24 protein-coding genes are annotated in these 26,953 nt (G+C 57.4%); 21 read left to right on the forward strand and 3 right to left on the reverse strand.

Annotation, left to right across the window (positions count from 1 at the left end; genetic code table 11):
- From KF767_10155 to KF767_10165, 3 genes are all read left to right on the forward strand, one after another.
- Entirely contained in the window at positions 1-1,971 is a 1,971-nt protein-coding gene (locus KF767_10155; GenBank protein MBX3018241.1) for an FHA domain-containing protein, read from the forward strand.
- Positions 1,968-2,723 carry a hypothetical protein gene (locus tag KF767_10160; protein MBX3018242.1) on the forward strand — a complete coding sequence of 252 codons (756 nt, stop codon included), beginning with the start codon at positions 1,968-1,970 and terminating at the stop codon, positions 2,721-2,723. The genes KF767_10155 and KF767_10160 overlap by 4 nt, the downstream gene beginning before the upstream one ends.
- A gap of 152 nt (positions 2,724-2,875) precedes the next feature.
- Positions 2,876-6,067, forward strand: a complete 3,192-nt coding sequence (locus KF767_10165; GenBank protein MBX3018243.1) for a DEAD/DEAH box helicase family protein — start codon at positions 2,876-2,878, stop codon at positions 6,065-6,067.
- 11 nt (positions 6,068-6,078) lie between these two features.
- Here KF767_10165 and KF767_10170 read toward each other — a convergent pair whose 3' ends face one another.
- A complete protein-coding gene (locus KF767_10170; protein ID MBX3018244.1) occupies positions 6,079-7,611 on the reverse strand; it encodes a hypothetical protein in 1,533 nt (510 codons plus the stop codon).
- Between the two features lie 16 nt (positions 7,612-7,627).
- Here KF767_10170 and KF767_10175 point away from each other — a divergent pair, with 16 nt between their 5' ends.
- The 3 genes from KF767_10175 to KF767_10185 all read left to right on the forward strand — a co-directional run bounded on the left by KF767_10175 (position 7,628) and on the right by KF767_10185 (position 9,276).
- Positions 7,628-8,254, forward strand: a complete 627-nt coding sequence (locus KF767_10175) for a MotA/TolQ/ExbB proton channel family protein (GenBank protein MBX3018245.1) — start codon at positions 7,628-7,630, stop codon at positions 8,252-8,254.
- A 1-nt stretch (position 8,255) separates the two neighbouring features.
- Positions 8,256-8,663, forward strand: a complete 408-nt coding sequence (locus tag KF767_10180; GenBank protein ID MBX3018246.1) for a biopolymer transporter ExbD — start codon at positions 8,256-8,258, stop codon at positions 8,661-8,663.
- A gap of 97 nt (positions 8,664-8,760) precedes the next feature.
- A complete protein-coding gene (locus KF767_10185; protein ID MBX3018247.1) occupies positions 8,761-9,276 on the forward strand; it encodes a hypothetical protein in 516 nt (171 codons plus the stop codon).
- A gap of 32 nt (positions 9,277-9,308) precedes the next feature.
- On the opposite strand, the gene KF767_10190 is transcribed toward KF767_10185, so the two are convergent.
- Entirely contained in the window at positions 9,309-10,166 is an 858-nt protein-coding gene (locus KF767_10190; GenBank protein MBX3018248.1) for a hypothetical protein, read from the reverse strand.
- A 251-nt stretch (positions 10,167-10,417) separates the two neighbouring features.
- On the opposite strand from KF767_10190, the gene KF767_10195 reads away from it, so the two are divergent.
- The 13 genes from KF767_10195 (at position 10,418) to KF767_10255 (ending at position 22,885) form a co-directional block, all read left to right on the forward strand.
- A complete protein-coding gene (locus KF767_10195; protein MBX3018249.1) occupies positions 10,418-11,065 on the forward strand; it encodes a hypothetical protein in 648 nt (215 codons plus the stop codon).
- Positions 11,065-11,934 carry a CDP-diacylglycerol--serine O-phosphatidyltransferase gene (pssA, locus tag KF767_10200; GenBank protein ID MBX3018250.1) on the forward strand — a complete coding sequence of 290 codons (870 nt, stop codon included), beginning with the start codon at positions 11,065-11,067 and terminating at the stop codon, positions 11,932-11,934. Before KF767_10195 ends, pssA begins: the two co-directional genes overlap by 1 nt.
- Before the next feature lie 2 nt (positions 11,935-11,936).
- Positions 11,937-12,956 carry an aspartate-semialdehyde dehydrogenase gene (locus KF767_10205; protein ID MBX3018251.1) on the forward strand — a complete coding sequence of 340 codons (1,020 nt, stop codon included), beginning with the start codon at positions 11,937-11,939 and terminating at the stop codon, positions 12,954-12,956.
- An 18-nt stretch (positions 12,957-12,974) separates the two neighbouring features.
- Entirely contained in the window at positions 12,975-14,426 is a 1,452-nt protein-coding gene (locus tag KF767_10210; protein ID MBX3018252.1) for a hypothetical protein, read from the forward strand.
- Positions 14,423-15,397, forward strand: coding sequence for a hypothetical protein (locus KF767_10215; protein ID MBX3018253.1), 975 nt, complete (start codon positions 14,423-14,425; stop codon positions 15,395-15,397). The genes KF767_10210 and KF767_10215 overlap by 4 nt, the downstream gene beginning before the upstream one ends.
- Before the next feature lie 114 nt (positions 15,398-15,511).
- A complete protein-coding gene (locus KF767_10220; GenBank protein ID MBX3018254.1) occupies positions 15,512-16,888 on the forward strand; it encodes a type II secretion system protein in 1,377 nt (458 codons plus the stop codon).
- Positions 16,888-17,736, forward strand: a complete 849-nt coding sequence (locus tag KF767_10225) for a hypothetical protein (protein MBX3018255.1) — start codon at positions 16,888-16,890, stop codon at positions 17,734-17,736. Before KF767_10220 ends, KF767_10225 begins: the two co-directional genes overlap by 1 nt.
- A 35-nt stretch (positions 17,737-17,771) precedes the next feature.
- Positions 17,772-18,965: a hypothetical protein gene (locus tag KF767_10230; protein MBX3018256.1), complete on the forward strand. Its 1,194-nt coding sequence runs from the start codon at positions 17,772-17,774 to the stop codon at positions 18,963-18,965.
- 46 nt (positions 18,966-19,011) lie between these two features.
- Complete coding sequence (truA, locus tag KF767_10235) at positions 19,012-19,797, forward strand: tRNA pseudouridine(38-40) synthase TruA (GenBank protein MBX3018257.1); 786 nt, start codon at positions 19,012-19,014, stop codon at positions 19,795-19,797.
- A 70-nt stretch (positions 19,798-19,867) separates the two neighbouring features.
- Entirely contained in the window at positions 19,868-20,299 is a 432-nt protein-coding gene (rplM, locus tag KF767_10240) for a 50S ribosomal protein L13 (GenBank protein ID MBX3018258.1), read from the forward strand.
- 15 nt (positions 20,300-20,314) lie between these two features.
- Positions 20,315-20,710 carry a 30S ribosomal protein S9 gene (gene rpsI / locus KF767_10245; GenBank protein ID MBX3018259.1) on the forward strand — a complete coding sequence of 132 codons (396 nt, stop codon included), beginning with the start codon at positions 20,315-20,317 and terminating at the stop codon, positions 20,708-20,710.
- A 248-nt stretch (positions 20,711-20,958) separates the two neighbouring features.
- Positions 20,959-21,480: a hypothetical protein gene (locus tag KF767_10250; protein ID MBX3018260.1), complete on the forward strand. Its 522-nt coding sequence runs from the start codon at positions 20,959-20,961 to the stop codon at positions 21,478-21,480.
- A gap of 100 nt (positions 21,481-21,580) precedes the next feature.
- Positions 21,581-22,885, forward strand: a complete 1,305-nt coding sequence (locus KF767_10255; GenBank protein MBX3018261.1) for an alkaline phosphatase family protein — start codon at positions 21,581-21,583, stop codon at positions 22,883-22,885.
- 32 nt (positions 22,886-22,917) lie between these two features.
- On the opposite strand, the gene KF767_10260 is transcribed toward KF767_10255, so the two are convergent.
- Complete coding sequence (locus KF767_10260) at positions 22,918-24,468, reverse strand: hypothetical protein (protein MBX3018262.1); 1,551 nt, start codon at positions 24,466-24,468, stop codon at positions 22,918-22,920.
- Positions 24,469-24,645: 177 nt separating this feature from the next.
- On the opposite strand from KF767_10260, the gene KF767_10265 reads away from it, so the two are divergent.
- The gene (locus KF767_10265) at positions 24,646-26,103 is read left to right on the forward strand and encodes a M36 family metallopeptidase (protein MBX3018263.1); all 1,458 of its coding nucleotides are present in this window, start codon (positions 24,646-24,648) and stop codon (positions 26,101-26,103) included.
- Positions 26,104-26,880, forward strand: a complete 777-nt coding sequence (locus KF767_10270; protein MBX3018264.1) for a hypothetical protein — start codon at positions 26,104-26,106, stop codon at positions 26,878-26,880.
- The last annotated feature ends 73 nt before the right edge of the window (positions 26,881-26,953 follow it).

The following is a 26,953-nucleotide window of genomic DNA, read 5'->3' on the forward strand; positions in this document are numbered from 1 at the left end:
ATGGCGCGTTTAAAGGTGTTTCTAGACGGACAACTCAGTTCGCAGCACGAGCTGAACCCCAGCCAGGACTTTGTCGCTGGCCGCGGGGAGAGCTGCGACTGCGTTCTGCGTCCGGAGCGCGGGATTTCGCGCCAACACTTTAAAATTTTCCAGACCGAGATGGGCTGGGAAATCGAAAGCCTTTCGCGTTTCGGTGAGCTGTACGTCAACGGCGAAAAAATCGAACGCACTTTGCTGCAGCCCGGACAGATGTTCGCGGTGCCTCCTTATGAATTTGTGTTCGAGGAAGGTCACGCGTCGAACGAAGTATCAGTTCCGTCGATCCGTCCCCCAGAGTTGGGACGTACGAATACCAACGGCGGCGGTTTCACCAATGGTGGTGACGAGCGTACGCAGATCGGCGTCATGCCGTCCGCGGGGATTTTGCGTTTGATCGACAATCGCGGGAACCTCGTGCAGACCTTCGGTTTGCAGGGTTTCAACTGGGTGGCGGGTCGTGACGTCGGATGTACGATCTTCATCGACAATGCGAAGATCAGCCGCAAGCAATTCGAAATTCAAAAGACGGAAGAAACCTATTTCGTGCGCGATCTGGGCGGAACGAACGGCACGCTCGTCAACGGCCGCCTGATCCCGAACGATCAGTGGACGCAGCTGCAGAGCTCCGACGTCATTACGGTGGCGGATTGGTCGTTGGTCTTCGAGATCCGCGATGCGGAGTTTGAGCAGAGATTGGCTCAAGTCGATCCCGCATTCCGTTCGCCGGTGGCGTTCACCGGTGGTGGCGGCGGTGGTTACAATGTCCCCGCGCACTACTCCGATCCGATGAACATGCCGGCGATGTACTTGCCGCCGGGGCCGCACGCATCGGGACCGATGGCGCCGGTGGGCGGCATGATGTTGTTCGGCAAGCACTACGAGTGGCTGAACCCCATGCGGTTGGGCTTGATCGTGCTCATCCTGTTCGGCGGGATGTACATGATTTCGGAAGAGCTGAATCCGCCCGAGGCGCCTAAGCAGGCGAAAGTGCAATCGCCCTTCGATGCTTTGCCGGTGGAAAAACAGCAGATCGTGAAGCAGACGTACTCGTTGGCGACCGAATATTATATGACCGGTCGTTTCTCGCAGGCGCTGCAGAAGCTTCAAGAGCTGCACGCGATCATCCCCGCTTACGAAGATTCGCAGCAGTTGATGAACTACGTCCAAACGGCGATGGAGATCAAAGAGAACCAAGAAAAGCTTCGCGCTCAAGAGGCCGACGAAAAAGCATTGCGCGCCTTGGTCAAAGAGGTCATGGACAAATGTAAGGCCATGGTCGAAAAGGAGCGCGCGACGATCACCATGGATCGTCTGGAAGCTTGCGTCGTCAAAGCGCTTGAGCACGATCCGAATAACGGCGAGGTCGAAGTCCTGCGTCAACAGGTCGATGCTTTGATGCAAGACCGGGCGATCAAAGCCGCACAGTCGGCGGAGTATCAGAAAAAAGTCAAAGCGATGGAAGCCCTTTACCAAAAGGCCGTCGCCACGGAAAAACGTAAGCGTCCCCTGACCGCCATCGGGCAGTACTCGAAAGTCGTCAATGCGCCCTTGCCGGATCCGAATGGTCGTAAGGCGCGCGCGCAACGCCGTATCGCTTCGATCGAAAAGGATATCCGCATCCGTCAGGGCTCGTTGATCAAACAGGCCGAAGCCGAGTACGCCAAGGGCAACCGTAAGGGCGCCATCCAGATGTTGAAGAAGTCGATCCGGATCAATCCCGGCAACAACAAAGTCGACGAACGCATCGCCGAGATCATCGCGGAGCTGCGTAAAGACATGCAGCCGATCTACCATGAAGGAATTCTGGAAGAATCGGTGGGGAACGTCGATACGGCTCGCCAGAAGTTCACGAAGATTTTGGAGATCAGTATCGCGGGCGAAGAGTATTACGATAAAGCGAAAATGAAGATGCGGAAGTACGGTCAGCCATGATGAAACTCGATCAGGCGTCCTATACCAACGGTCTTTACTTCCGCCCCAAGCCGGTCGTGATCGACCGTCCCGACAGCAATTTGCTGCTCATCGCGACGGGCTGGGGACCGCTCGAGGTCACGCAGCATGCGGCCGAGATGGTCGTCGAGCAGTTCGAGCTGCTTTCACGCGACGACGTGACCACGGCGTTCGAAGTGATGGCCTCGGTGTCGTCTCCCGCGAACCGGCTCGTGAACGGCGTGCGGATGGCGAACCAGCATCTCTATAAAATCGAAAACGCGAAACAGTGGAAGGCCGCGGTCGAGTTGACCGCGATTCATTACGAGTACGGCGTGCTCTCGTGGGTTCACGTCGGCAGCCCGCACGTCCTGTTGCACGACGGAAAGAACGTTCACCCGTTGGCTTACGCCGTGGATTGGGTTGGGCAAAGCGAAAACCGCGGCCCGCTCTTCTCGGAAGCCTTGGGCATGGAGGCGAACGTAAATTTGACCGTCGGCAGTTTACGTCTGACCCGCGAGGCGCAGATCCTGCTCGTGGGACGGTCGACGTTGCCGAAGGCCGTTTTCCAAGCGGAAAACTTCGAATCCGCGGAACTTCAGCACCAAATGGTCGATGATAACGCCGCCGCTCCTTACTGGTTGGGCGTCGTGGATCTGGATCGCCCGACGGCACGGCCCGTATTCGATCCCCACGCCACGCCGGTCGAAGACGTCACTCTGCACGCGGTGGAAGACGAAGATCCCGCCGCTTAACGGCCACCCAATTCCACTGTCGAAGATTTCGACACCAGAATTCCGGTTTGCCGTTGGCCCTAGAGTTCCCTTTCAAAACGCCGAATTTTGCTGCGCCTGAATCGCCAATACGGGTCTCGGCCTTGCTTTTAAAGCAAAGTAGCGAGGACCTTATGGCCGACGTACGTCAACTGGCATTCTGCACCGTGATCGCATCGACGCTCTTTTCCGGAGTCATCGCCCTGACTCCGCGGGCCTACGCCATCCGTTGCGTGGATATGCACGCCGGGCCCAGTCGGGTTCTGCCGACACCGATTTCCGAGCGCACCCCCACGAAGGCGGAACAGCTTTACGCCAACCGTGCACCGAACCTACCCCCGAAAGACCGCATGCTCGAGGACATCGAGCTGCTTCGGAAAACCGATCCGGAGCTCGCCGCGACCGCGCGTGAAGCCCGCTTGGCCAAAGAGCGTGGGCAAAGCCTGCGCGTCGATTTATCCGGGCTCGAAACGCATATGGTTTTCTTCGTTGAAGGCGCTTATTCCAAAGTCGTCGGTGATCGCGGGTATTCACGTCCCTTCGTGAAGTTCACGCGGGTCGACGCCAATACCTTGATGATCGAGCATGCGGGCGACAAACACCCGATGGTCGTTCGATGGTCCGAGGGCATCACTTCCCCCCAGCGCGCGAAGTCCGTCAATGAAGGTGGGCGACTGGTGCAGGTGCTGGATATCCCCGCCTCGCTGAAATCGCGCGCGGGCCTGAACGAGCTTCCGCGCAAGTTCATTTACAGTCTGATCACCGGAAGCCATCTGAACAAATTCATTTCGGGGGCGGGCTCGGCGATCATGCGTATCGCTTCGGTCTTGCACGATGGACGTTTGGCGTACGACCGCCCGACCCAAGTGGAATCCAAGCAGGTGCGGGCGTTGCTCGATTCGAATCCTAAGTTGCGCACGAAGGTGCGTTCATTGCTCTTCGTCGCGCCGACCGCGACGGGAAAAACGAAAGTTTTGGGCGATACGATCGTGAACAAAGTCAATTCGGCGCTCGCGACGAAGGGCCGCAAACTCATCGTGCTGATGACGAAGACTCCCGACCTGACGGGAGAGCTGGCGCGTGAAATCGGGGAACACCTTTATGGTGAAATCAGCCCGCGGAACTTCCGCTTGGTCCAATGGGGCGGCGAGAATACGGAAGCCATGGGGACCCCCGAGCTTCTGCGGTTCATCGACGCGTCGGACGTGCCCATCGTTCTGGTCACAAGTTATCCGACGTTGTCCGCGCGGGCGAAGTCGACGACCGAGCAGGCCGAGCTGTTCCGTCGCGCGAACAGTCTGATGATCGACGAGGCCCACAACGCCGGCGGCGAAACTTTCGCCAATGTCCTGCGTTCGGCGATGGACGTGGCCACCGCGGATCGCAATTCGGGGAATGTCCTGAATGGTCTTGATATTTTCGGCGTGACCGCGTCGCCCGTGACGCGTATTCAGCGGACCGCCGACCTTTTCGACGCCGCCTTTTGGGCCGCGGTCGATAGCCCCGGTCGGTGGGCCCAGACGCAAATGCGCACCGGGCACGAGCTGAAAAACTCCGAAAAAGTTTTGGAGTGGGTGCGTATTCTGGAGCAGTATGAAAAAGCGCGCGACCGCGGCGAAATCAACGCCTCGGAGCCGCAGTTTTACAAACCCGAAGAGCGCGGCTTTAAGTTCAGCACCATCTTCAAGCGCGATACGGGAACATCCAGTAGCGTCGACATCGCGCGCCTGAAAGAGATCTGGCCCGATCTTTTGCCGATGATCGAAGGCCACGGTCCGGGCGTCATCCAAACTTATCCGCGTGATGCCGCCCCGGTGGCCGAGGCGCTTTCGCAGCTGACCGGTAAGAACTTCGTTTCGCTGCAGAAACTCAATCCCGTCGAACGCGGTCGCGTCTACGAAGCGTTCCGTAGCGGCGGACTTTACGAAGGGCGACCCGTGGACGCCATCGTCGGTCCGATTCGTGAGGGCCTCGATTTCCCGCAAGCGGGCTGGTACCTCTCGTTTAAAAAGTACGTCAAATTCCCCGAAAACATCCAGGGGCCCGGCCGGGTCGTCCGTCTGGCGTTGAACAAACTGCCGCCGCTGATCATGTTCTTCGGAACGGAAGTGAACAAGATCGCGTACAAAGACGTGCGGGAGCTCGTCTTGAGTCGTTTGGGTCGTTTGCCGGTCAAGCTGCCCGAAGGGCGACTGTACTCGGGCGCGCGTCGCGGGGATGAAAGTCACATCGGTCAGGTGATCGAAAAGTTGAACACCTCGATGGAGGCGCTCGTGCGGATCCGCGCGGAAGTCGCCAAACAGATGGGCGATCCGAAAAACCTGAACGCCGAGCGGATTCTCGAGATGCAGACCCTGCTGAAGGACATCCGTCTTTCGGGAGAAAATCGCGAGATCGCGCAGTCCCTCAAAGAATTCGTGACCGAGCTCAACTCGTTCCCGTTCTTCACGGGACAGCTGCGTTCGACGTGGACTTTGACGGATCGTTTGTTGTCGCTGGCGAAAACTCCGGAGGGCACGAAACGCCGGATCAAGCCGGAAGAAGAAGCGTGGCTCAAAGACAAAGAGATCATGGAGCAAGTGAAGCTCTTCCGTTCGTTGCTTCCGAATATCGGTCCGGTTCCGCGCGCGATCTTGGAGCACATGGATCTGCGTCCCATCAACGTTTATGAATTGGCGGACGCCGTGAATCGTTTCGTCGAAGCGAACGATGGCAAAGCTCCTTTTACCGCCGATGCCGACCCGCGGTCTTTACGAGCTTTCACCCAGCAGGTCTTGCGGACCTCACCCGATGCGTTTTGGCGTCGCCTGAACGAGAACTCGCGTAAAGCGCTGGAAACCGAATATCAAGCGCAAAGCCGCGTCTCTTTAGAGCAAGCGGTGAACGACTTCGTCCTGACGTACCGGATGTTCCCGCATTTGGAGTTCCGTTTGATGCACGACATGGATCGCGGCTTGGTCGACGGAATTTCGGACAAGCTCGCGACGGAGCTTTCCCAGCGCCTGCGTGAAGGCGATGTTGATGTCGCGAAACTTTCGCCCGACGCGCAGCGGGCCCTCGAGGATTCAGAAGTCTACAACGCCTCGGTGCTCGGTGTGATCAGGGCGTTGCGTGAACTGCGTGAGGACGTCACGGACGGTGGAACCTCGTACGTACAACGCCTGCGTGACGAAGGCCTGTTGAGCTACGATACGCTCGCGCGGACCGGAGATTTCCGCGTCCTGCGGGTGATCGATCAGTTGGTTGAACTGAATCCGAACGGTGACTTCCGCTCTTCGATTTTGCGGGATGCGGTCTTCCAACGTTTGGCGGACGTCGGTCCTTAATCGGTGCGCGGCTAGTCTTTCAAAGGTAAGGCCCGCAGGGCCTCACGTTGTAGGTCGCGCAGATCGGGACGTTCCAAAATTTTTTGGACCGTCAGGAACTCGCGGCTCGGAGCGGGATTCAAGTCGCCGTACGATTGCCGCGGCTCACTCTTCGTGAAGAGATGGTGCGCGGACGCGAGCAACGTGAATTCGTGAATGAAACCCAACTTCAACTCGCGAAGGGCCTCGGGCCGCGCGACGCTCGTCTGGCGCGCTTCCTTCAGGCCACGAAGCGTTTGTACCGTCCGCGAGGGGCAAACGCGCATGAACGCGCCCGCCGCGGTTTCTTGCGCGAACTCATCCAAACAGCCGGTCAGCGCTTCGAGTTTTGTTTTGACCACCGCCAATTGAAGGGGGGGCTCAGGCTTCGCCGGATTCAGCGCGGTCTGAACTTTCGCGACCAGCTCCTTGCGGCCCGGGGCATCCAGTTTGAGGGGGGCCTCCCACGCGAGCCAAGTGGTCCCGTCGAAAAAGGCCGTCCGGCATTGCAGATCGCCATTGGGTGCCGGGAAGCAGCCTTCCGCCGTGGCAAAGCTGGCCTCACGATCGCGCCACTTCTGCGCGAAAAACTGTCCGCGCTCCGCTGGCGTACGGCGATCCCCGGTATCGAAATCGTCGGCGATCTCCCGCAAGAACTCGCCGAGCTCCGCGAAGGACCAAACTCCGTTGATGCGATTTTCGGGAAGTCGGACATTTTCGGGTGGATGCAGATAAAGGGGCATCAGCATGGCGGTCGGATTGATTTGCATCCCGACCGGGCGCCGGTTGAGTGGTTCGGTGCGTCCGGGAAGGCCGACCACGACGATCCACCACTTTTTCCACAGCCCGTTTCGCTGCGTCTCTTCCAAAAAGTGAAAAAGAGTTTCGTCGAGTTCTTCGATTTCGCCCTCGAGTGAGCGGGGCCGCGATTCACCCATGTCGGAAATCGAGGGGAACTCGGGGTACATCAAGTCGCCGCTCGTCATGAAAGCCAAATGACGAGCGCCCTCGGTTTCTTTCAGCCAATTGAGAAAGGGAACCGAGGTGAGCTCGAGGCTACGGTAGGGCGTGCGCGGCGAGACGGGGTTACTTTCGTCGAAAATCTCGAAGCCTTGATCCAGGCGCGTGCGGCGCAAAAGGGGGGCGCCACTGGTGAAGAAGCTTGTGCGCCATCCACGGGTCACCAGCTTTTCGGCCAACGAAACTTGCGAGGCGGCCAGGCTTTGATCGTTATAGCGCAGTCCGTGACGGGTCGGTGGCATGCCCGTCAGCAGGGTCGCGACGTTTGCCGCGTTCGAGGTGGAATTCGCGATCAAGCCCTGAACGTGGACGAAGTTTTGACACAAAAAGTTAAAGCCGCGCTGGTCCGAAGGCTCGCCCGCGACGCAGGGAAGGTCATCGGTTTTGAGCCCTTCGACCGCGATGACTAAAATGCCCGCATCGTCGCGCGCGGGCGTGCAGGCCGCCAAGAGCAGCAAAAGCTTGAGCGTCACGAGGAAGCGGGCGATAATTGCGGGACCTGTCACGGGAAGGAGCCTCTCTGTGTTAGCCGAACAGATTTTTGCCGTTGCCGAAGTCGCAGATCAAGCCGTTTTGTATCTCCTCTTGATCTTGAGCGTAGTGAGCATCGGTTTGATTCTTGAACGTTGGTTCGTTTTGCGCAAGTTCGCCGCGAACAGTAAGAAAATGCGCGCCCGCGTGAAAGCCGCGATCACTTCACATAGCTTGGATGATGTCGAGCAGCTCAGCAAAGATCCCGAGACCTTGGAAGGCCGCGCCATGGGGTTCGCGGTCAAACACATGAAAGAGAATGGTTCGAAGGGACTGGAAGAGGTCTTCAACTCGTTCGCCCTGGCGGAAAAGCCGGAGCTCGAGCGCTCGTTGAACTTCTTGGCGACCTTGGGATCGAATGCGCCCTACATCGGTTTGTTCGGAACGGTCCTCGGGATCATGAAGGCGTTCAACGATCTCGCGAATAGCCCGGATGCCGGACAGCAGACGGTCATGGCCGGAATTTCGATCGCGCTCGTCGCGACGGCGGCGGGCCTTTTCGTCGCGATCCCCGCGGTCATCGCCTACAACTATTTCTCGCGTCAAGTGAAGGGCATCATGGTCGGTTTGGACAGCGTGAAGGAGCTTTGCCTCGCGTACGCGAAGCGGAAAGGCTGATATGTCGAAAATTTCCGATAACGATTCGGAAGCGATTTCCGACATCAACGTCGTTCCGCTCGTCGACATTATCCTCGTCGTTTTGATCATTTTCATGGTGACGGCGCCGATGATCATGAAGCCTTCGATCAACGTCAATTTGCCGAAGGCGGCGAGCGGGGACGCGACGACTCCGGGCGGCCTTTCGATCACGCTGACGACGGACGGCAAGACTTTGCTGAACGGCCAGCCTTCGGATGCCGAGCAGATCCGCGCGCAGGCGGCGGTAGAACTCGCCAAAAATCCCGAGACCCAGGCGGTGATTTCGGCCGACCGCGACGTCCCCCATGGACAGGTCGTGCAGATGATCGATCAGGTCAAACAAGCGGGCATCAAAAAGTTCGCGATCAGCATCGAAAAAGCGCAGTAAAAGTCCAACAGATTTGATTCTCCGGGTGAACACGACGGATGTCGTGTTCGTCTTTGGCGAGGACCGGGATTCATCAAGTCCTGTCAAAATCCCGCCGATGGTTTCTTTGATGAAACCCGATTCTTCCCTTCATGAAGCCAAGTTCCTGGCGGCCACCGCGGTCTTCACGCTGGCGCTTTTGGTTTTTTCATTAAAAGGGATCCTGACGCCACCCGAGACCGGACTTCCGTCGGGGACCGGTGAGCGGGGACCGGCCAGCGAAGTGGCCGGCGCCCAGGCGGGTTTGAACGGCGGGACCGGCGAGCTCGAAACGCTCGAATGGGATTGTCGCGACGCCAAGGATGTTCCCACGGTGAAAGGGAGTCACGTTCGTTTGAAGTCGAAGTATTGCGACAAAAGCGAGAAGCCCGAAGTCCGTATCGTGAACACCGCGAACGGCTATACGGCGTCGGTCTTCCTGGCGGCGAAAGGTTTCTCGACCGACTTCATCGATTTGCGTGAAGGTCTCAACGAAATTTCGATCGAGTGGAAATCGCCCAAAGGCGAACCCATCCGCCGCGCCTTCCACGTCCGCCGCGAACCGGCGGTCGCGCCTACGGGCGCGCAAGAGTAATGGCGCCGACTGGCGCGCAGGCATAACCCAACTTAAAACGTATGTCCGATCGCCGCGCCCACCGAGCTTTCGCGCGGACTGTAGCCGCCGTCTTTGAAGGGCGTCATGACGTGCAGTTGCGTTGAGACACCGAAGGCGTAGTTGTTCCACCACTCCATACGCACGAGTCCGTCGTTGGCGATGATCGAGCTCATCAGGTAGTGGGTGGCGTTCAGGCGTTTGCCGACGTAAAGGCGATTTTCGATGACGTTGGAGGGACCGAAGGCCGCGGGATTCATTTCGACCCGCAGTTTCGAGTCACAGTAGGGGTTCTGCACGACGATCTCGGCCGAGTTGTCCGAGAACGAGTAGTGCACGTCCATTTTGAATTGCGGTCCGACTTGGACTTGTACGTTCGAGAGTTTTTCTTTGAGTTCGTACACTTCGCGCATCGAGGGTTGCGATTTGAAGTAATTGTCGACATGGAACTCGCCCAATCGGCGCATCATGTACTCGGCGAAAGCGCGGCGTTTGCGCTGCATTTCATCCAGGCCGACACTTCGCCCACGGTTTTCATCGAAGGCGGTGAAGCGATTCGCCGCGTACGCCAGGCTCTCGGTGTCGATGTAGCCGAACTGCTCGCGGTAACGGGTTTTGAATTCTTGGGTGAGCTGCGCATTGAAGATCTTGGAACGGTAGTCGACCGTTAGTTCGCCTTGCGGAGGCGAAAGATAGACCTCGTAAAACTTCTGCTGCTTCTCTTGGCGAACGTCGGCGACGTAGCCGTCGTCGGAGGCGGGCAGGCGTCCGCTGAACGACGCGCGTTCAGGGCCGGGTTGCAAGAACCCGAAAACGACTCCCAACAAAAAGCTGACCCAAAGACGCAGTTTCACGTCTTTCAGCAATTGCAAAGGGTTCGCCGCCGGTGCGTCTCTAACCCCCCGAAATCAGGGACCTTCTGAAGGCGTTTCGGCGGTCCCTTCCACGGGCCCCCAAACGGGGTGCCTGAGGCTTAGACATGGGCCCAGTGTCATGATCGAAAATTGATTGAATTCAAAGACTTACCCGTTAGATTCGAGGCGTTTGTGGTGTCGATTCTGGGCCCTCCAGATCGTACATATTGGCTTTGGTTTCCGTGAGGTCAGGATTGTTGGTTGAGATGATGGCTTTAAAGCGACGTTCGGACATCCATTTGGCGCGGAAACTGTGGCACGTGGGTGGGGTCTCGATCATGGCGTTGATTTACACCTACGCGCCTTACGAGGTCGCGATGACGATCCTGGCACTGGCGTGGCTGGCGTTCGTTCCCGTCGACGTCTTTCGCCACTACTCGCCCCAGCTCAACCGCCTGGCGCTGAAGACCTTCGGGCTGATCATGCGCGACCACGAAGAGAAGAAACTTGCGGGTACGACGTATTTGCTGACGGGGGCCGCACTGGTGGGGCTGCTTTTTCCGCGTGAAGTCGTGCAGCCGACGTTGCTGTTTCTGGCCTTCGCGGATCCCTTCGCCAGCCTGATCGGGATCAAGTACGGCACGATCAAAATTTTCGGTCACAAAAGCCTGCAGGGATTTTTGGCCGCCTTCGTGATTTGTTTCGTGTTGAGTTTCTCGTATTTCAGCAATCACGGACTGCTCGTGAATTATCAGCTGACGGCCGCTGTGTTGGCGGGACTGGTCGGCGCTCTTGCCGAGCTGATTCCTGTCGCGAACCTGGATGACAACTTGACCCTGCCGGTGCTGAGCGCGCTGGGCCTTTGGGGAATCTATTTGTTTTACGGTCATCCGATGACCTTAGGAGTGATATTCTGATGTCGACAACGACTCCGGTGGAAACCGCGGACTACGCGGCCGAGCCTAAACGCAAACTCGCGATTCATATTTATCTTCTGCCCAATATGCTGACCACGGCGAACCTGTTCTTCGGGTTCTTCGCGGTGGTGCAGGCGGTGCGCGGGGAATTCGTCTATGCCGCGTACTGTATCGTGGCGGCGGCGGTTTTCGATCTTCTGGATGGGCGGGCGGCGCGGTTGACCCGTTCGACGTCGAAGTTCGGGGCGGAATACGACTCCCTCTGCGACTGCGTCAGCTTCGGGATGGCGCCGGCGGTGATGCTTTACCTGTGGGCCTTGCAGCCCTTCGGTCGCATGGGCTGGATCGCGTGTTTCTTCTTCGTCGCCTGCGGTGCGCTTCGTTTGGCGCGCTTCAACGTCCAAGCGAACGTCGTCGAAAAAGCCTACTTCCAAGGTCTACCGATCCCGATGGCGGCGGGGATCGTGGCCAGTTCCATTTTGGCATTCCAGGATATGGGTTGGGACGCCAGCGGGAATCCGCTGATCCTGGCGATGACTTTCCTTCTCGCTTTCGTGATGGTCTCGACGTTCCGTTACCGTTCTTTCAAGGACTTGGATCTGAAGTCGCGGATGCCGTTCCGCTATTTGGTCGTCGGCGTCGCCGTGATCGCGGTCGTCGCTTACCGTCCCGAAGTGAATTTATTTCTGCTGTTCTTGACCTACGCGACACTCGGCGCTGTATTCGGCGTTCTCCGCCTCGGCCATCGCAAAATCCGTCCGAACGCTTATCTGCCCTCGCGCGATGAGCAAGAAGACGACCTGGTCGAAGAGGAGGATGAAGAATCCGCTCTCGACAACGAGATCGTGGAAGAAAAAGACAGGACATAGCAATGGCTCAGAGTCTGAAAATCGGTGTGGTCGGCGCGACCGGAATGGTCGGCAAATCGTTCATGGCAACACTGGAAGATCGCAAGTTCCCCGTCGCGGAGCTGCGTCCCTTCGCCAGCGAAAATTCGCTCGGAAAAACGGTGCGTCTGCAAGGCAAGGACTACGCGATCCAGATTTTGAAACCGGGCTGCTTTGACGGCTTGGACCTCGTTTTCTTTTCGTCGGGCGACGAAATTTCGCAAGAGTGGGCGCCGATCGCGGAAAAGGCGGGGGCTTGGGCGGTCGATAACTCGGCGGCTTTCCGCATGGACGAAAGATATCCGCTCGTCGTTCCTGAAGTGAACGGGGATCTGGTCGCGAAAACGGGTCGTCCCACGATCGTCGCGAATCCGAACTGTTCGACCATTCAATTGGTCGTTGCGCTCGATCCGCTCATGAAAAAATTCGGTCTGGAGTCCGTGCGCGTGGCGAGCTACCAAGCGGTCAGCGGCGCCGGCCAAGCGGCTTACGATGAGCTTTTAGAGTCGGTGAAGACCTACGACGGCAAAACCGAACAAAAGGCCGTCAACTTCGTGCACCCCATCGCGTTCAACTGCATTCCCCAAATCGGCTCATTCAACGATCTGGGTTTCTCGAGCGAAGAGATGAAGATCATGAAGGAAACCCGCAAGATTTTGCGTAACCCCGAAGTGAAGGTTTCGGCCTTTACCGTCCGCGTGCCCGTGCTGAATGGCCACGCCGAAGCGGTTTGGGTGACGTTGAAACAGAAGGTGACCCGCGACCAAGTCGTCGCCGCGCTTTCGGAAGCCGACGGGATCGTCGTTCAGGACGATCTGAAGACCTCCACTTACCCTCAACAACGTTTGGCGTCGGGACAAGATCCCGTCTACGTGGGCCGTATTCACCAGGATTTGGACGATCCGAACACCTGGTTGATGTGGGTCGTTGCGGATAATATCCGTAAGGGCGCCGCTCTGAACGGCATCCAAATCGCCGAGCGAATTTTTGACATTCGCCATTAGTCCTGCTCGAATAATGGGATGAGCATTTCGCGCATCCCTTATTCGCTCGGTCTTTTTCTTGCCGCCACTCTTTCGGTCGGCCCTTCCGCGCAGGCCGCGATCACCTTGATCAGCCACTCGAACTATCTGCGCACGATCGTCAAAGATACGACGAACAACGAGCTGATCTTCTTCGCGGGGCGCACGGCGCAAAACGGACAAGACTGCACCACGGCGAATCCCGCGTTCACGGACGCCAACCTGCCCTGTAACTCGTGCGCGAAGCTCGCCAACACGACTTTGGGTTCCAATGTCTGTAACGACTCCGAAGTTCACCTGAACCTCCCGTTCCAGATCACGCTCCGCTCGGATCAGGCGGAAGACTACGTCAACTGCACGAAGCTGATCGTCGGCCGCGTCGCCGGCGCGACCGAAATCTTTTCTTCGGCGGCGCAGACCACGCAGATCACGCCGGGACGCGCGGGTCAGGACGTGACCGCCACTTTCACGTGGTCGGAAATCTGCGCGGCGGCGGGCGCGGGCAACGGCTGCACGAACAGCTTCAATAAGAAATTCGAGTTCAGCTTCGATCGTCAGTGCAACCAAAGCGCCGACGGGTTTCAGTCGGGTGCGCCGCAGGTTCGCGTCGTCTTCCGTTTCGTGAGTCAGAACGCCAACATGACCCTGGGCTGCGGGGCCGGTGGCGGGACCGCTCCGGGTCCCTTCGAGGGGATTTGCAATTACACCGTCGTTCCCGGCGACGAAAAAGTCTTCATCCGCAACACCGAAGGTGTCACCGCCAACGCGTTCGACGTTCCGAATTTGTCGGGGGCGGGGACTGGCGACTCGAAAGACGAAAGCGGGATGAAGTACACGGCGCTGCGGATTTACTTTTTGCCGCTCGCGTCCGGCGCTCCGGCCGCCATGAACTATTCGACGCCGTTTTCGGACCTTGCGATCAGTGGAACCTCTTTGAGTGAAAGCCGCGTGCAGGGGTTGACCAACGGCGTGGAGTACGTGTTCTGGGGCGGAATGGTCGATCAGGCCGGAACGGTCACGCACCTGGTGGCGAACGGCGGGTTGACGACCGCGCAACAGGGAACTCCGGAAAAGGTGTTCGGACTCTTGGACGAAAAGGGTTGCTTCGTCGCGACGGCGGCCTACGGAACTCCGCAAGCCGATGAGATCCGCGTCCTGCGCGAGTTTCGCGACGTCGTACTGGCGCAAACGGGGCCGGGTCGCGCCTTCATTCGCTGGTACTACGCGAACTCGCCCGAATGGGCGGCGGTGATTCGGGATCACGAGATGTTGCGCGGAATGGTGCGCACTTTCCTCGAACCCATGATCGGCATGGCGAATTTGAGTCTGCATTACGGCGCCTGGGTTTTCTACGCGGCGTTCACCGCGGTCTTCTCTTTGCTTCTTTGTGGAGTGGCTTGCACGAAAGTTCGCGGGCGTTGGCGCGGTCGCGCGGCGGGGAGCAAAACTTGAAATCCTTGAAAGCGATTCTGGTTCTGACTTTACTGCTGGGTGTTTCATCGGGTTTCGCGCAAGACGAGGACGATTTCGAAAGCGAAATGCAGCAGTCCATGGAAGAGGTCGATACCGGAACGGATCTGCCTCCGTCGGAATTCGGTAGCGAAGCTTTTGGTGACGAGTCCGGTGAAAGCTTCACCGCGCCCGAGGAACAACGTCCTTTCGCGCCGACACCAGCTTATACGCCCCCGCCGGTCGAGATGGCCGCGCCGGGAACTTTTCAAAAACCGAAAGGCCCGCCGCAAGGAGGGACGCTCGAGACCACGCATCCGAACGCCGCGAAAGGCCTTCTGCGCATCGAAAAGGACGGCACCTACGTTTACCGTACTCACATTCCGGAAAAATCGCGTTCGAGTTCAATGCGCGTCGGTTACTTGACCACGCCGTTGATTCGCAACAATCAGGGCGTCAGCTTCGGCGACATCTACGGTGCGGACGGACTTTTGGGATTGGTCGGCGAATACGAGTGGCAACCTTTCCGCCGTTTCGGCGCTTTGGGCTTTCGCGTGGGTTCGGGTTTGGTCGTCGCGCGGGGGAACGGTCGCTTCGCGGACGGCGTCGCCGCGGAAGAGATTTACAATCTGATCGTGCTTCCGCTCTCGGCCGAAATCAGCTACCGCTTCGAGTACGTACGTCGTCAGTGGGCGGTGCCTTTCGTGACCGGCGGAGCGATCGGTTACGGAATGGTTGAGTTCCGTGATGACGGGAAAGCCCCGACCATGGCATTTTCCCCGGCGGTCGTCGCGGGCGGCGGAATTCACTTCAACATTTCCCGCTGGGATCCGCAGGGCGCGTTCATTCTCGCGCAAGATTACGCGATCGCGGACCTGTGGCTGACCCTCGAGGGCAAGGTCATTCAGGGCTTGGACCAAGGTCTCGATATGACCAATCAGACCGTCAGCGCGGGCTTCACCGTCGACTTCTGATTCAGGTCTTGTCTCACTCCGGGAGGCGTCTTTGCGGAAGACGTTTCCCGAGGGGAAATCTCATTTTAAGGCTCAGTTTCGGGCGCGAAGCGGCCGTAATATATAAAGATGGGAATGGACTCGCGAAACCCTCAGGGTTTTAGCTTAGTCGAACTCTTGCTGGGCGCCGGGATTTTGTCCGTGGTGCTGCTCGTGCTTGCGACGTCCGGAATGTTCATGACCCGCCTTCTCAGCAAAAAAGAACTGACTTATTTGCGCGCGCAGCAACTCGAGCAACGCCTGATCGAAGCCTTGCAAGAGAATAACAACTTCGAATTCAAAACTCGTAACTACATGCGCGACGGCGCTCGCTTCCCGGCCTTCACGCTTTCTTTCGGTTCGGCAGTTGAGCTGAAGATGGACGCGATCGAAGAATCGACGAACGTCGACATTAAAACTGATTTCGAGATTCCGCAACCGGACCGCCTACTCTCTAACGTGAAAGCGTCGGTCAATTATTACGATTTGGACGGAGTGAAGTGCGGACCGAGCGAAACTGACGATTGCCCCATCGGCGTGGCGATTTCGATGATCCAAATTGCGGGAACGTACGACTACTACACATACGGTGGAACCGTCGACTATCTCGAAGAGGACTCACGCAAGGATAAAGCGACGACGCCGGTCTTCGCGCTGGCTTACCGGATCATGGTGCCGGCTCCTGAAATGGTGGATCGCAAACCAGCCAGCGAGGACGATGTGGACCTGCGTCCCTACATCTCGCTGGGCGCGAAGGTCGTTGCGCCGTCGGATATTGGCAAATTCGAGTTCGAGGATTACACGACGACATTGCCCGGCGAGGTTTACTTGGAAGTGAACGGTGAATGGAACTGTCCGGACGGCTCCTACATCCGTGGCATCGATCCGTTCTACCAAAGTCCGGTTTGCTTGCGCATGGGTTCGAATTGCGTGAAGGGTGAGCTCGGTAAGCAGTTGCAGATTTCCGGCAACACGCTGTACGTGGATTGCGTGCCCTTCAAGAAGTATGAGTGCACTGACTCCGAGTACGTAATCTCGTGGATCAGTCCTAAATATTTGGATTCCGATTATAGCGGCGCCGAGAAGCCCGGTCAGTGCGTCTACAAAGGTGTGAAAAGAGACTCGCGCAAGATCTCTGGAAACGCCGGGCAAATGGATATTCAAGAGCGTTGCGGTTCGAAGTATGAAATGAAGGTGAATTGCGGCGGGCACGCCAAGATCATATCGAATTGCGTGGGACCGGCGGATCCCGAAACGGGCGTTGCGCCCGAGGTTCCTCCGAACGTGCCTTCCGTCGGTGGTTTGAAAAGTAAGCTCGGCACGAACTCGTACAACTGCCGATTGGATGTAGGACCCAAACCGGAGGTCTGTCCCGCGGGTTATTCTGGGGGCTCTTATTCCGTGCACGTCGACATGGAGACGACGTGTGAATTGCGTCCCGAGGACGAATACCGTCCGTTGAAGGGATTTTGATGAAGAACTCTCAACGCGGTAGCATTATGGTGATGGTTCTTTTGGTCTTGGTCATCGCGTCCGCCACGATCGTGATCGTGCCGCGCATCGCGAGCAACATGGCCGAGAGCTACCGTCGTGCGATCATTGAGTCGTCGTGGCGTACGATGACCGATAAATTGCGCCTGACTTTGCGGAATCCCGGTTGGATCTCGTGCAAGACGGCGAAGAACTGCGTTTTGCGTAAAGATTCGGCCTCGGGATCCCCGATTCTCGAGCTGCACGTCCGCGAGATGTTGGCCGACATGGCTGGTCGTTTTGAGTGCGGTCCGGTCGGTAAAGCCCACTATTGCAGCTACGGAATTTCTTATGACATCAATGATCCGCGCAGCAAATCCTCGAAAGAGGCGACGAAGATCTCTCTGCAGCCGCCCGGTAAAGACAACAAACTGCCGTATACCGAGCTTTGGGTTTACTTCAATACCGAAGTGCCCTCGGAGCTTGTGGGCAAGGTGCGCTCGCTTCCGGTTCGCTTGGGCGAAGTAAAAATGAAAATGGACCTGCCGAGAGGAGTCGCGGTCGAGGATGACAAACGTTACCTCTGCCAGGGCTTTTTGATGGGATTCAACGAAAACGGTTCGCCCATCTGCAAGAACATTTCGACGAAGCGGATGGGAGTCGGCGAGTACGTGACGACGTTCGTTCCCCAAGACATGGATAAAGACGACGGCATGGACCCGACCGATGTTCCGGAAGTCGTTCGGGACTGCACGAACGGAGATGACTACCTTCTGAATTACGTTTGGCGATGGGGAAAAAAGTATGACCATACGTGCGCGACGCGCGTGAAGCCTTGGCAGGTCAACTGATGCGATTGAACCAGCGGGGGCTCACCCTTTTAGAAATGGCCGTGACCATGGTCCTCCTCGGAGTGATCGTGACGGCCTTTTTGCATCAAGTGGTGGGGGTCAGCTCACTGACATCGAACGCGCGGATCGATACCCAATCCAGCGAATTGAAAGCGGATCTGCGGATGTATTTGCGGCAGATGGGCTCGGTCCGCCGGATCGTTAGCGAGTTCGCGGGAAGCCCCATCGACACGGGAAAAGGTTTCGAGAAGGCTGCGCTGTGCCTGAAAGGCCGCGGAAGTAACTGTACGTCGCTCCAAGCGGAATCCTGGCGTCAAATCGCGCTTGAGGGTTTCACCATGAGCGGAGCTGGGGACAAAGTCTCGGGACATTTGATGGAGTATCATGGAATCAACGGTCCTTGCGTTTCGAAGGATGTTTATGCATGTCCGTGGCGAGTGAGTGTTCACTCCCGTTATCTTTGCGAGAAGGGAAATAGTTGCGCGGGGATCGAATTCGTCGCGCAGATCATCACGAAGAACGACGGAAAGGATCAGGTCATTTACCGCTACAATAAGTATTGGAGCGCTTACGACTTGGGCTACTCCGAGCCTGTGGATTATAACTCGTGTATGCAGCGAACCGACGAGGGCCTCAAGCCCAAAGACCCCATCAAGGGAGTGAACTATCAATCACGTGCGATCGCCTGCGGGAAACTACCCGAAAAAGTCGTTTGCACGGATAAAGAAGAGCCGATTCGCGGCACGGGCGGCGGTGAATGCGGTGACGGCGGCGACATCCCGAAAGCCGGGACGTGTACAATCGCCTTCGCGCCGGAAGCTTTCATTATCAGTAACGACCGAAAAGACATGAAGATGAGTTACACGACCATCGGTCAAAATCTGAGCCGCCTGCAGGCGAAGTGCGAAGAAAAATGGACGGCGGCCGAGGGCTATGTGGGACCGGGGCAGGAGGGTAATAGTGTCTACGCCTCACAGGTGGCCTACCTTCCGCAAAAGCAAAACGGCGAGGGCGATTTGGCGCTTCTCCAGCAGGATATCTTGCCCGGGCGGACCGAGATCACTTGTACCGCCATTATGCAGAAGCAAGATCAAACGGAAGCCGGGGAATGTTCCGCGAGCATTACGCTGATCCGCCCGCTCGGAAACGGCCCCATCACCTTCGAAGTTGGCGAAGAGAAAAAGAGACAGATGGAACAAGCCGCCAGTGTGCAAAACGAGGAAAAGTAAGTCTCTTGCTTGACCGGGGTTCTTCCGGGCGGCCAAAGTGCGCTTCATGGCGCGCTACCGAATGCTCATTTCCTACGACGGCACCGATTTCTGCGGCTGGCAGCGCCAGGGAGAACACAAAAATTCCCCCAAGCTTCCCAGCATCCAGGAAACCCTTGAAAAGGCCGTCGGCCAGATTTTGAATCATCCCCTCGACATCTCGGCTTCGGGACGGACGGACGCGGGCGTGCACGCCGTCGGTCAGGTCATTCACTTCGAAACCGAGCGGAAAATTCCGCAGGATTTGTGTTGGGCTTTGCGTTCGAAGTTGCCGCCGTCGATTTCGCCGAAGGCGTTGTGGCTTGCGCCCGATGAGTTTCACGCGACGTTGTCGGCCGTGAATAAGACGTACCGCTATTGGATCTACAATCAGCCGCGCGCCTCGGCGCTGTTTCATCGTTACAGTTGGTGGATTCGCACGCCGCTGGATCTGTCGCGCATGAATCGCTCTGCCGAACAGCTTTTAGGAACGCAGGATTTCGCGAGCTTCCGCAATGTGGGAACTCCGACCAAAACCACGATCCGTCGCATTGACCGGGCGGTGTGGACCGAAACGAAGCCGGGGATTTTGAAGTTCGAGGTCACCGGAAGCGGCTTTATGAAGCAAATGGTGCGCAACCTCGTGGGCACGATGACCGAGCTTGAAATTCGCGGCAAAAATCCTGAAAAAATGAGTGAAATCATTGCCTTGAAAGACCGCTCTGAGGCGGGTCCCGCGGCTCCGGCCCAGGGGCTCTTTTTGATGAAAGTCCGCTACCCGAAGGCCCTTGACAACAAATGCCGCCAACTCTAAAAGGTTCCTTCTGCAAAGAAATTGACCTGAAATTTTGAATATTGTCCCTGTCAGCTATCGGAGTTTTTCCATGAAAACATGGATTGTAAAGAAAGAAGAGACTGAGCGTAACTGGTGGATCGTTGATTGCTCCAACCAGCGCGTCGGTCGTATTGCCACTCAGATCGCAACTCTGTTGCGCGGCAAACACAAGCCCACCTTCACTCCGAATCAGGACAACGGTGACTTCGTAATCGTGATCAATACCGACAAGCTTGAGCTGACCGGTAACAAATGGAACACAAAAAAATTCTTCCGCCATTCTCGTTGGTTCGGTTCTTTGAAAGAAAAGACGGCTGCGGAAATGAAGCAGGAAGATTCGGCATTCGTTCTCAGCGAAGCGGTTCGTGGCATGCTCCCGACCAACAAAATGACATACTCGCTGATGACCAAGCTGAAGACCTACACTGGCGCTGAGCACCCCCACGCGGCTCAGAAACCCCAACCTTTTAAAGTTCAGTAATCGAGAAGGAACCTCATGGCCGCTGAAAAAGTGTTCTACGCAACCGGAAGACGTAAAACCAGCTCTGCACGCGTTTATATGCGCGCGGGTTCGGGCAAAATCATCGTGAACGGTTTGAAGTCGGATGATTACCTCAAGCGTCTGCAATCGCGCATGGTGATCCTGCAACCCTTCGACGTCACCAACATGGGTGGCAAGTTCGATATCGACATCACCGTGACCGGTGGTGGTGAGTCGGGCCAAATGGGTGCGATCCGTTTGGGTATCGCGCGCGCACTGACCGCATTCGACGCTGAACTTCGTCCGCCGCTCAAAAAAGCCGGCTACCTCACTCGCGATCCTCGCGAAGTCGAGCGTAAGAAGTACGGTAAAGCGGGCGCACGTCGTCGCTACCAATACTCGAAGCGTTAATCGTTACGAGTTTCGAAAGACTCTTCAAAAGACCGATGGTGTTCCCATCGGTCTTTTTTTTTGCCCGAAATCGGGTGGAGCGCGGCCCGCCCTCGTCTCATTCCGAGACACGGATTTCACGGGTCCCGAAAGCGAACGCGCGCATTCTTTCGAATACGACGTCGAGTGTTTCAACATGGGCCTAAGAGTTCGACAGCCTTTGAGGTTCCGGGGAATCGGGCTATCCTGGATTCAGAGGGGGAAACTCTATGAGACAATATTTCATCGCCGCTGCTATGCTGGTCGTGATGATGGCGTTTCAGAACTGCGGGAAGGCTGGTGACACGGCTTTCACGGCGGGTGATTTGAGTTCCTCGGCTCCCATGAAGAAGATCCGCGCGGACCAGTTTTCGTCCCTGGTCATGACGGATGCCTCGACGGCGCAATTCCTGGAAGTGAATCTGAATAGCGGACATATTAATGGATACGACGATCGCGGGATCGCGACCGGCGCACGTTATTGTCTGGGTGAGCGCGATCGCTTGCAGCTCGACGAGCTGATCAAGGGCGCGGAAGTCTGCGAGCCCGTGGTTCAGCCCGAAGGCGAGAACTGCATGATGGTTTACCAATATCCCTACGCCTCGCTGAAGAGCGGCGGTCAGGAAGTGCGGTTGGGTGAAAAGCATCACGGTTGCCAAGTGCCCGTGGATCTTTGCGGCGAGCGTGCGGCGCAGTTGAAGTCGCTCGTGCAGTCGCTCATCAATCGGATGGACGGCCTGACCTGCGAATAATCGAGGTCACCCGGTTTCGCTCCATGAAGAAAGAACATGCTGAAATTTGAAGCTTGATTGGCGGCCTGCGCCAGACGGAAGCCTTCCGTAAGGGGGCTTCATGTCGTTTTCCACCGCACGCATTCTGGTTGTCGGCGTCCTCAGCCTGACTTTTTTCACGGGGGCGCAGAATCTGCGCGCGCAAGCCACGGGCGAACCCCTCGCGGTTCTGCAGGGATTGACCGACGAGACCACGACGCAGATCGCGGTCGTGGTTCCCGCGGATGAAACTTTCCAATACCAACTGAGCACCGAGAATTTGCCCGCCGTCACTTTGAGCGTCGAGCGCAAGTCGCGCGCGGATTCGAACTTCGCGGTCGATCAGGTGAAGGCGCAGGGTTTACGTTCCGGGACCTGGTACGATCTGCGGATTCTGGATGCGCGCGGGAATATCCGCGACGTTCGCCAGCTGCGGAGTTTGGAGCTGAACCGCACGCAGGTGAAATTCGCCTTCGCGAGCTGCGTGAACGACAACTTCGAGGCCGCGGGAACGTGGGTGCAGCTTTCGAAAGATCGCCCCGCACTTCTGTTCATGATCGGCGACAACGTCTACGCGGATCATTTGGGAATGATCAAACGCCGCATGGCCGATCCCGCGCAGCTGTGGCAGCGTTACGTCGAAACTTGGAATACGATCGAACTTTTCAAGATGAAGCGCCTGATCCCGACGCTCGCGACCTGGGACGATCATGATTACGGGACGAATAACGGCGACCGCAACTATCCCTTCCGGGTCGAATCCCTTGAAATCATGATGACCTTCTTCGCGCAGGACAGTCGGCAATCGGAAGTCCTGATTCCGGGCCCCGGCGCGGCGAGTTTGTTTCGCGCCTTCGGGCAAAATTTCTATCTTCTGGATGCGCGCAGTTTTCGGACTGAACAGGGCGCGAACGAGTCGACCCATTGGGGCCGCGATCAAGAGAACTGGCTTTTCGAGCAAACGAAGCTTCACCCGGAGCCCAGCTGGATTTTCAACGGTAGTCAGTTCTTCGGCGCCTACAACGGGCAGGAGTCGGTGGAAGGGGAGCACTTCGAAAGTCTCGAGCGTCTGCGCCGCGAGCTGAAGAAGCGTTCCCAAGTCTTCGTCTTCGGCTCGGGCGACGTTCACTTCAGCGAAGTCATGGAAATCGAAAAAGAGTTCGCGGGCTATCCGACGCTGGAACTCACTTCGAGCTCGGTGAACGGACTCTACGTGCGCTGGATGGATCGCGCACTTTCGAATCCTCGGCGTCTCTTCTCGGATGCCAGCCACAATTACATTCTGGTCGACTCGACCGTGACACCGAAGGGCCTTGTTTTGAAAGCCTCCTCCCGTGGCGCGAGCGATCGCACGAACTTCGAGCTTGAACGCCGAATCGAGAAATAATCCCGGGCTTTCGCCCGGGTTCAAAACGAAGCTCAAGGCGCAATAAGCTGCGAGCCTCCGGAATTGTCGTAAGTCACTTCCGCCGTCGTCCAATTCAGACCCACGTTTTTGTAGTAGCGGGCTTGGTTATGATTGATGTTGAGGGCGCGGCACTGGGTGTCCGTCACGCATTGGCCGTTATTTTTGCAGCGAGGGACCGTACCGTTCAGTGCGCCCGGATAGGTTCCTGATCCCAGCGGGTAGTTGACCTTCTGGGTGCAATTGGCATCGGCGTAGGCCTGTTGATCACCGTTCGAAGTGCCGAAGTAAATCGTGCGGACGCGCAAGGTTTGTCCCTTGTAGGTCATCGTCGAAGCAAGGTTGTAGCTCGCCCCGGGAATCTTCGGCAGGGGTTTCGTGCAGCGAATGAAACTTCCGAACTCTTGGCAATTCAGGTCCGCGGGGATTTCGGTCGAGGTTCCGGACGAAGTCCCGGTCCGCGTCGGCTCCTCGGTGGCCGCGACCTCACCGGCGACTCCGCGAGCGGAGACGATCTGCGAACCGCCCGAATTGTCGAGCACGGCGACGGCGGTCGTCCACTGCCGGACTTTCGTTTTCACGTAGGCCGCGGCGCCCACTTTCGTCGTCATTTTACGGCAGAAATTGTCGGTCACGCATTGGCCGCTCTCTTTGCAGGACGGGACTTTACCGCTGGCGGCGCTCGGGTAAATTCCCGAGCCCATCGGATAGTCGACGGTCTGCGTGCAGTTCTTGTCGGCATACGCCTGTTGATCGGCGTTCGACGTTCCGAAGTAGACGTAACGGAGTTTCAAGGTTTGTCCCTTGTACTTCAGCGTCTGGTCCGTCGCGTAGCTTGCGTCCGGGGCGCGTGGCAGTTCTTTAGAGCAACGAAGAAAATCGCCGTACTCTTCGCAGGTGTATCCGGCCGGCGCCGCGTCCTCGGTGTCGTCGATCCGCGCAAGACCGGCGTTGTCGTACAGGATTTCGGTTTGGGTCCACTTCTTCGTTTGGTTCAGATAGTACTTGGCGCCGCTGTAGCTTTTCGCGAGTTTTTGGCAACCGGACTTGGCGGGACACTGTCCCGTACCGTCGTCTTTGCAAGCGGGCACGGTGACGCTGGTCGAGCGAATGTAAACGCCCGAGCCCATCGGATAGTTGACCTTCTGCTGACAGTTCGCATCGGCGTAGGCCTGTTGGTCGGAGTTGGAAGTTCCGTAATAAACGTGGCGCAGCTTCAAGGTGTAGCCGGCGTATTCGATCGTCGGCGGAAGCTCGTAGGTTTTACCGGGTTTAATTTCGATGCCCGACTTGCGCGAGCAGCGAACGTAGTTTTCCGCCGCGAAGATCTGGCATTCGTATCCGAGATCCGCGGCTTCGGTTTCGGTCGCGCTCGCCAGTTCGCGGGCGGCGACGCCGGGATCCGAGGTGAACAATCGACCGGCGCGACCCAGCCCCGTTTCTTCGATATCGAAACTCACTTCGCGGAACGCGCCTTCCGGCGAGCAGTTCTGAAAGACGATGGCGGTCGTCACGATCAAAGCGATCGTGACACTGAACTTCCTGATCCAGTTGCAACGCGACATAATTTCCCCCCTGGATTTGTGATCAAAACATGAATGCGGCTCTCAACCTGAGAAAAAAGTGAGACGGGTTCCATACTGAGACGGATTTCGTTTCAAGAAGAGACATGATTTTCCATACGTCTTCCCTCATTCCTCGATAGACTAGAGAGAGTTCCGCACTCGGTAGGGGGTTGCCGCTTGTTCGTTTGGATTCGCTGGCCATGGCTTGCGCTCGGCTTTGTCGGCGCCTTGACCGCTTCGGTCTTTCAGAATTGTGGCCAAAGTTTTCGCGTCGCCGATGCGGCCGAACTGCGCGGACTCACTCCTTTTGTTTCGGGCACTGGCGAAAATCTGATCGACGTTTTCGGTTTGTCGAAAAATCTGCTGGCGGACGATGCGTCGCTAAAAACGGGAACGTTTGACGACAATTGCATGACCTCTTCGACCTATGAGGCGTGCATCTTCTGGAAAAATCCGTCGGCAACCAATTACATCCGTAACGGTGAGTTCATTCCGGACAATGACGACGCCGATACGGTCGGCGTTTCTGCTTACGGTCAGCTTCAACAATTCGGAATCAACGTCTCGTCCCGTCTGACGGCCGGTCAGTTGCGGAATTCAACGTTCGACGTTCACTACCGCACGGGGACCAGCACGAAAAATTACTTCGCGCCCGGCGCGGCGGGGTACAAGATTTCGGCGGCCGCTTCGGCCAGTGCTTCGACCGCGTCCCAGAGGTTCGGACTGGAGCAGATCCAAACTTTCTTCGTGTTGGACACCTTTCGGGAGTTCATCGCTTCCCGTGGGGGCGGACTGTTCATCGAGGGGTTGGCCATTCCCGTGAATGCGGTGAATTTGGATGTCGAGTCGAATGCCTACTATGCGCCGTCGTCGGGGACCGTTCGCGGCGGATCGATCGAGCTCGGCGTACGCAAGGGCAAGTCGTCTCGACAATATCAGTTTGGTTTGAGCTCCGAAGTCACCGTCCACGAAATGGCGCACGCCAATTTGGATGCCGCGAACCTGACGTTGCGCGAAGGGTTACCGGACCTCATCATCATGGTTCCGTGTTCGAAATCGGGGAAGGAATACTACGTCACCTCATCGATGGCGGCCGACGCGAACTATGAAAGCTTTCTATCGAAAATCGAGTCGACCTGTGGGCAGGTGGATGAATCGGAAGCCGAATACGTGACGATTTGCAAAAGCAGTGCGGGATGTTTGCGCGCGATCGACGAGGGACAGGCCGACTTTTTCGCGATGACCTACTTCGCGCGGGCGCCGTCCGTTGGCGAGCTCAGCATCGAAAAGGATTACGTGCGTTATTGGCGCAAACGCTCGAAGGTCACGCGCGCCAACGTCGATACGGTGTTCGGGGTCAGTTACTACGATGATTTTTTGAAGTCGCGCCAAACAACCTCCGGCGAGATCCACGATATGGGCGAAGTCATTTCGGAGATTCTTTTTGATATCTACGCCAACGATGCCGTCGACCGCAGCGCCTTCTTGAAAACCGTGACGGAAAGCCTGACGCGCCTGAATCAAAATTCCACTTTTCTGACGATGCGGGATCAGCTGATTTCGATCGATGCCTCCGCGCAGGCGGGGAAGAACGCGTCTTATATCCGTAAAGCCTTTTCCGACCGGGGCTACTAAGTGCAGAAGTCTTTCAACGTCATTTTAGGAATCGTCTTCGGGCTTGCGCTGATCTTCGCGCTTCATGGTCGTCAGGACACGGTGACCGGCTCGACCAGCGCCCCGACCGCGGCGACAGCATCACCCGGGCGTGCCGAAGTGAGTGCCACGCCTCAGCCCCTTCAGCGTCGCCCCAGCCAAGCGCGTCCCGCGAATCTCGAGGACTTTCTGCGTTTGCAGGACCCGCAGGCGGAGTGGACGGTTCATCGCGATGAGGCGGGAACCGTGACCGGCTTCATGGGCGGACGTTTGCCTTTGCGGGGGCGTCCCGAAGCGATCCTGAGCTCGATCAGCTCTTATTTGATTGGCCAAAGCCCGGAGTTTCGCGAGGCCGAAACGGCGAGCGTCGAGGGCCCCCTGGCCACGACCCGCACCTACCGGCAAATGGCGTCGGGCTACGAAGTCTACGGTGCCGCCGCTCGCGTTTCGGTGAATCATGGCGAGGACGCGGCGACCGAGGTTTCTTCGGATCTGCGTAAAGTCCAACAGGTCGATACCACCGTCGCGATCGAGCTGCGTGAAGCGGAGGCTCGGCTGCGTGACCAGCTCGCGCGGCATACGGTCTTGGAAGTCACCGGCACGTCGCGGCCCCTTGTCTTTGGCCGTACGCCCGAGGATAACGAACTGGCATGGCAGTTTCGAGTCGTCGTTGCCAAACCCGGGCGCCAACATCGCGAGATTCTTTTGAGCGCCCGGGACGGCCGGATCCTTCTCGACCGCTCGGTCGTTCGTCATTAAATTCCCGCAACTCCAGTGAAGACGATGGGGATCGCCGACAGGCGACTAGAAGTTGTACGCCTCAAACGTCGCC

The organism is Pseudobdellovibrionaceae bacterium (genome assembly GCA_019637875.1).
Taxonomy (GTDB): Bacteria; Bdellovibrionota; Bdellovibrionia; order Bdellovibrionales; family Bdellovibrionaceae; genus JAHBUW01.